A 6,344-nucleotide genomic window follows, 5' to 3' on the forward strand; every position below is an offset into this window, starting at 1 on the left:
TAAGTAAATGGCATATACAAGCATATTTTGATGAATTTTGTTTTAGAATTAATAGGTCACAATACAAAGAATCCATTTTTCATAAAACAATTCTTAGAATGGTACTACAAAAACCTAAATATCAAAAAAATACAAAACAGAGACTAGGCGTATAACTCAGTGTTTTTATTTCATTTAAATAAAAATATAATTCAAACTTATAATCAACCAATCTGAAATTCATTTGGCATAATATAAAAAAGTTCAGTAATTTTGTCTAACAATAGAAATGATACACATTGTTTATGCTAAATTTCCCTAAAAACCTCAACAGAAAACTAACTCAAAGAAAAGAAAACAATTCGCTTAGATACATAAGCTCAAAAAAAAACAAAATTGACTTTTCTTCTAATGATTATCTAGGGTTCTCAAGAGAGAAAAGCATTTCTAGCTCGGCAGAAAAACTAATCAAAAAATTTTCAAATATTAACGGAAGTACTGGATCTCGATTAGTTTCAGGAACTCACGAATTACACGAAATTGTAGAAAATCAACTTTCGAAATTTCATAATTCAGATGCGGCACTATTGTACAATTCTGGCTATGATGCCAATATTGGCTTATTCTCATCTGTTTTACAAAAAGGCGACACTATTATCTATGATGAACTTATACATGCTTCCATACGAGATGGTATTCGTTTATCAAATGCAAAGTCTATCAAATTCAAACACAACTCCTTAGAAGACCTCAAAAAAAAAATATCTCGCTCTGAAGGAACGATTTATATCGTCATAGAAAGTGTATATTCTATGGACGGAGACAGTGCTCCTATTATTGAAATATCAGCACTTTCGAAAAAAAAAAACTGCTTATTAATTGTAGATGAAGCACATTCTAATGGTGTTTTTGGAATTAATGGCGCTGGTATAGTTCAAGAATTCAACTTAGAAAAAGAAATCTTTGCAAGAATACATACTTTCGGTAAGGCATTAGGTTGTCATGGAGCTGTAGTATTAGGATCAGAACAGCTAAGAGAATATTTAATCAATTTCTCACGTTCCTTTATTTATACAACTGCCGCTTCCTTACATTCTATTTCCACAATTAAAAATGCTTATGACCAATTACAAACAACAAATTCGATAGAAAAATTAAGATCGAATATCATTTATTTTAAAGAGACTCTCTCTAAAAATAATTTAAGCTCAAGCTTTATCGAAAGTTCTAGTCCAATCCATTGCTATATTGTGTCTGGAAATAATCGAGTAAAAAAAATTTCATCCATCTTGCAGTCTAAAGGATTTGATATCAAACCCATACTTACTCCAACGGTTCCCGAAGGTGAAGAACGCTTAAGAATATGTTTGCATAGTTACAATACCCACAAAGAAATAGAGGCTCTTATCACTTTATTAGCTAAAAAATGAAAAAAATATTTATTACAGGGATTTCTACCGAGGTTGGAAAAACCCTAGCTTCAGCAATTATAACAGAAGCACTAGAAGCCGATTACTGGAAACCTATTCAAGCAGGTGAATTAAATTACTCAGACACTCATAAAGTAAAGGAAATGATTTCTAATAAATCATCTAAGTTTTATCCTAATAGTTATGGTTTAAAAACTCCTATAAGTCCACATGCAGCAGCTGAGATTGATGAAATAACTATAGATATTAACAAAATAAATGCTCCAGACACAGAGAATATATTGGTGATTGAAGGAGCGGGAGGTTTGCTTGTTCCCTTAAACAATTCAGACACCATTTTAGACCTAATAAAAGCTGAATATAAAGTTATTATTGTGTCTCGACACTATTTAGGAAGTATCAATCATACGTTAATGACCATCAAACTACTGCAAGAAAAAGGTTTTAAACCCGCAGTAATTTTTAGTGGTAATAAGAGCTCAACAAGCGAACAGATAATTCAAAAAATGACTGGAATTAATGTGATTGGAAGGATAAATGAAGAGACAATAATCGACAAGCACATAGTTAAAAAATATGCTGAGCTATTTAAACAAAACTTACTTGAACTTTAACGATTATTCGTTATTTACTGCTATTCATTATGGTCTATTTTTGAGATTTATTACGGCCTAGAATATTCTCTTAGCTTTCCTTATTTTATTATAATGGCAATCTCTAAAATCATGAATTTCTAGTTTCATGATTATTTTACAGTGGTATTTTGTATTTGTATTGTACATTTGGCTTTTCTTTTTGAAACGACTAACAATGAATTTACAAAAACGCGATCAAAAACATCTTTGGCACCCATTAACACAACACAAATTACACGCAGAACATCTTGCAATAACAAAAGCGAAAGGAGCTTTGTTATTTGATGAAAACGGAAAAACTTATATTGATGGAATCGCTTCCTGGTATACCTGCATGTATGGGCATTGCAACGACTATATCATTCAAAAGGTAACAGAACAAATAGGGAAATTAGACCAGGTAGTTTTTAGTGGTTTTACACATCCACCAGCAGTAGAAATGTCGGAGAAACTAATGGCTATTCTCCCAAGAAATCAACAGAAAATATTTTTCTCAGACAATGGATCTACCTCCGTGGATGTCGCTATAAAAATGTCTTTGCAATATCACTTTAATCAAGGAAAAAAAAGAAATAAAATAATCGCTCTTGAAGATGCTTTTCATGGTGATACATTTGGAGCTATGTCGGTATCAGGACTTTCTGTTTATAATGGTCCTTTCGAAGATTTTTTATTGACAATCGATAGAATTGATACACCTACATTTGAGAATTTTGAAAACGTCAAACAAAAATTCACGAATCTCGTACAAACAGGTGAAGTTGCTTCCTTTATTTTTGAGCCTTTGGTTCAAGGTGCCGCAGCTATGAAAATGTACCCTGCCGAATTGCTGAGCCAATTAATACAAATAGCAAATAACAATAATGTACTGTGTATTGCTGATGAAGTGATGACAGGATTTGGGAAAACGGGAAGACATTTTGCTTCTGATTATTTAGAAAACAAACCCGATATCATGTGTTTGTCTAAATCACTTACAGGAGGTATTGTTCCTATGGCATTAACAACTTGTACTCAAAAAGTATATGGTGCTTTTTACGACAATGAAATCTCAAAAGGATTTTTTCATGGACATACTTATTCTGCAAACCCTTTAGGTTGCACAGCTATTTCTGCTGGAATCGATCTTTTAATTTCAAAAGAAATGCAAGATAACAGCCAACGAATTCAAAAAAAACATACTGCTTTCAATAAAATAATTAAAAACCATTCTAAGGTTGTATCCACCAGGCAAACTGGAGTAATATTTGCTTTGGATCTAAATATCAAAATGAATAGGTATGGAAATCTTAGAGATCAATTGTTTAAGTTTTTTATGGACAATGGTGTCTGTTTACGACCCTTAGGAAACACAATATACATTTTACCCCCTTTTGTTATTACAGATGCTGAATTAGACAAAATATACAAAACTATTCTAAAAGCTCTAGATACTTTATAAACCTTAAGAATCTGCATTTCAGATATTTAAGGTTTTGATTTTAAATTAAAAAGTCTTAACTTATAAAGGATAAGGAAATATATTGTAATATTTTAAAGTTTTATTTTTAATTTCCCGACTAACTAAACATAATTATCAAAGGTGAAAACGCTGTCTTTACCTTAAATTTATTTTTTTTCAAAAGCGCTGTAACAAATTATAAAATAAAATACTATGAAAAAAACTACATGTTTTATGTTGATTTTTGCGTTGTCGAATTCAATTTTCAGTCAGATACAGAACAACTCTATTACTGACGCAGGTGATATTGTTTTTACTGCATATCACAATAATCCTGATGGGTTTTCCTTTGTCTTTTTAGACAACTGCCCAGCAGAAACTACTATTCGTTTTGTTGATGAAGAATGGAATGGGAGTGCTTTTGCCTCTGAAAACTATGAAGGGGAAATTCTATGGACAAATGACACCAATACTACTATTAGTCAAGGAACCGTAATCATTATACAAAATGCTGATGATGATATAAACATAAGCGCCTCTACAGGCTCTGCTATTGAAATTAATAGTGGTTTTAGTATAGCAAATACGAATGATGGAATTATGGCAATTACAGGGACAAGATCAAGCCCAGGTGTATTTTTAGCTTTTTTTGGAGATACTACAGCTTCTTCTCTAGTAGGAACCTCATTAATTAATGGATATACCGCTAATCAACAAAGTAATTACGGTACTGGATATTATTCTGGAGGCCAAAACTGTAATGGTCTAAGTATTACAGAATGTTCTGAGAGGTTGAATAACACAGCTAATTGGACCATCGAGTCCACTTTTGACTATCCTGAAATTGTGATGTCTGAATTAGACCTCAATGCAGTATTGAAGTTAAAAAACGCAGAAAAACAAAATATATATTATTATCCCAATCCTGTGACTGATAAATTAAAAATACTAACAGAGCATATTATATCAAGTGTTCAAATTCACAATATCTTAGGGCAACAGGTATATTTTGCTGATTTCAACAACAGTAATATTTCCATTGATTTAACATCACTAAGATCAGGATCTTATTATATTAAATGCTATTCTAACTACAGTTCTCACACTTTCAAAATTCAAAAACTATAACTAACCTGAAATTGTTGAAAACTACTCTTCACATCTCCTTTTGAGAACAAAAAAACACAATATTTTCACTATTTTTACTTTTCTAATAATTAATCTCAGAAGCAAAGCAAATATGGCAAATGATACTAAAGAAAAAGAGGCTAAATTAAAAGCATTACAAATGACTCTCGATAAGTTAGACAAAACTTATGGTAAAGGAGCTGTTATGAAAATGGGTGATATTCCTCGTGTTGATATAGAATCGATATCTTCTGGATCACTAGGACTGGATCTTGCTTTAGGAATAGGTGGATATCCTAGAGGAAGAGTTATTGAAATTTACGGACCAGAATCTTCAGGAAAAACAACCTTGGCAATACACGCTATTGCAGAAGCTCAAAAGGCGGGAGGTATTGCTGCCTTCATTGATGCTGAACACGCGTTTGACAGATATTATGCGGAAAATCTTGGAGTTGACATAGATAATTTAATTATTTCTCAACCAGACAATGGAGAGCAAGCTTTAGAAATAACAGAAAACCTGATTCGTTCAGGGGCTATTGATATTGTTGTTATTGATTCGGTTGCTGCTTTAACTCCTAGAAGTGAGATTGAAGGAGAAATGGGAGACTCAAAAATGGGCTTACATGCTCGTTTGATGTCTCAAGCTTTGCGTAAATTAACAGGAACCATCTCAAAAACAAACTGTACAGTTATTTTCATTAACCAATTGCGTGAAAAAATTGGAGTTATGTTTGGAAACCCTGAAACTACTACAGGTGGTAATGCGTTAAAATTTTATGCTTCAATACGTTTGGATATTCGTAGAAGAACTCAAATCAAAGATGGCGATCAAGTTATTGGTAATAGCACAAAAGTAAAAGTAGTTAAAAACAAAGTTGCACCACCGTTCCAAATTGCAGAATTTGACATCATGTATGGAAAAGGAATCTCTAAAGTTGGAGAAATTTTGGACATTGGTGTAAATTATGGAATCATCAAAAAAAGTGGTTCTTGGTTTAGTTATGGAGACTCAAAACTAGGACAAGGACGTGATGCTGTTAAAAGCTTAATCAAAGACAATCCCGAATTGGCAGAAGAATTAGAGGCTAAAATCAAAGAAGCAATAGAGAATCAAGAATAGATTCTTTTAAGATATTTGACATAAAAAAGAGATCAAACAATAGTTTGTTCTCTTTTTTATGTCTTATACCGGCTTAAATTAAGACCGTTGCATAATGCTCTTTTCAATTTTAGATTTCAATTTTTACTTTTTTAATCTAAAATTTATGTTTTTTTTCCTTATTTTGATTGTTTATGTTAGTTATGGATCTATTTTTTGGTTCATTTTCCTTTAGTTTTTAGAATTAGTGGCAATTATCTCTGGATTTCTATATAAATTGTAACAAATAGCTTCCTTCAGATTTTGAGTATGCATTTTTTCCATACCTCTGTATCTTGCAATTCCACCTTTAAACCATAACTTTATTCCTCCAAAAGTTCGCTCCACTTTAAACCTTGTTTTGCCAATTAATTTATTAAATCATTTTTCCCATTTTGTCAAGGATTTATTTTTAACAGCTTTTTTAAGAATGTGATTCTTTAAATTTCGACCTTTTAAAAGTGTTGCGTTTTTCTTTGATTGATACCCTTTATCAGCTTTTAAAGGAATGTCTTTAGGTAGCTTTACCGTGACTGTATTTAAAACATCTTCTAAATTAGATATCTCATTTTTACTTGCAGTTGTGGTTA

6 protein-coding genes and 2 pseudogenes are annotated in these 6,344 nt (G+C 31.7%); 6 read left to right on the forward strand and 2 right to left on the reverse strand.

Annotated elements, in window-relative coordinates; all coding sequences use genetic code 11:
• From V5787_RS10200 to recA, 6 genes and pseudogenes are all read left to right on the forward strand, one after another.
• Positions 1-155 (forward strand): annotated as a pseudogene (locus tag V5787_RS10200) (IS1595 family transposase); the annotation flags it as partial.
• Between the two features lie 129 nt (positions 156-284).
• Positions 285-1,409: a pyridoxal phosphate-dependent aminotransferase family protein gene (locus V5787_RS10205; RefSeq protein ID WP_336893125.1), complete on the forward strand. Its 1,125-nt coding sequence runs from the start codon at positions 285-287 to the stop codon at positions 1,407-1,409.
• Positions 1,406-2,023: a dethiobiotin synthase gene (gene bioD / locus V5787_RS10210; RefSeq protein WP_336893126.1), complete on the forward strand. Its 618-nt coding sequence runs from the start codon at positions 1,406-1,408 to the stop codon at positions 2,021-2,023. Before V5787_RS10205 ends, bioD begins: the two co-directional genes overlap by 4 nt.
• A 196-nt stretch (positions 2,024-2,219) precedes the next feature.
• Complete coding sequence (gene bioA / locus V5787_RS10215; protein ID WP_336893127.1) at positions 2,220-3,485, forward strand: adenosylmethionine--8-amino-7-oxononanoate transaminase; 1,266 nt, start codon at positions 2,220-2,222, stop codon at positions 3,483-3,485.
• Positions 3,486-3,698: 213 nt separating this feature from the next.
• On the forward strand, positions 3,699-4,613 hold the full coding sequence (locus V5787_RS10220) for a T9SS type A sorting domain-containing protein (protein ID WP_336893128.1): 915 nt from the start codon (positions 3,699-3,701) through the stop codon (positions 4,611-4,613).
• 112 nt (positions 4,614-4,725) lie between these two features.
• On the forward strand, positions 4,726-5,736 hold the full coding sequence (gene recA, locus V5787_RS10225) for a recombinase RecA (protein WP_336893129.1): 1,011 nt from the start codon (positions 4,726-4,728) through the stop codon (positions 5,734-5,736).
• 210 nt (positions 5,737-5,946) lie between these two features.
• Here recA and V5787_RS10230 read toward each other — a convergent pair whose 3' ends face one another.
• Together V5787_RS10230 and V5787_RS10235 are read right to left on the reverse strand one after the other, a co-directional pair.
• Positions 5,947-6,102 (reverse strand): hypothetical protein, encoded by a 156-nt coding sequence (locus V5787_RS10230; protein WP_336893130.1) that lies wholly within the window; start codon positions 6,100-6,102, stop codon positions 5,947-5,949.
• 33 nt (positions 6,103-6,135) lie between these two features.
• A pseudogene (locus V5787_RS10235) lies at positions 6,136-6,344 on the reverse strand (IS5/IS1182 family transposase); the annotation flags it as partial.

The sequence above is a fragment of the Flavicella sp. genome (genome assembly GCF_037132785.1).
Taxonomy (GTDB): Bacteria; Bacteroidota; Bacteroidia; order Flavobacteriales; family Flavobacteriaceae; genus Flavicella.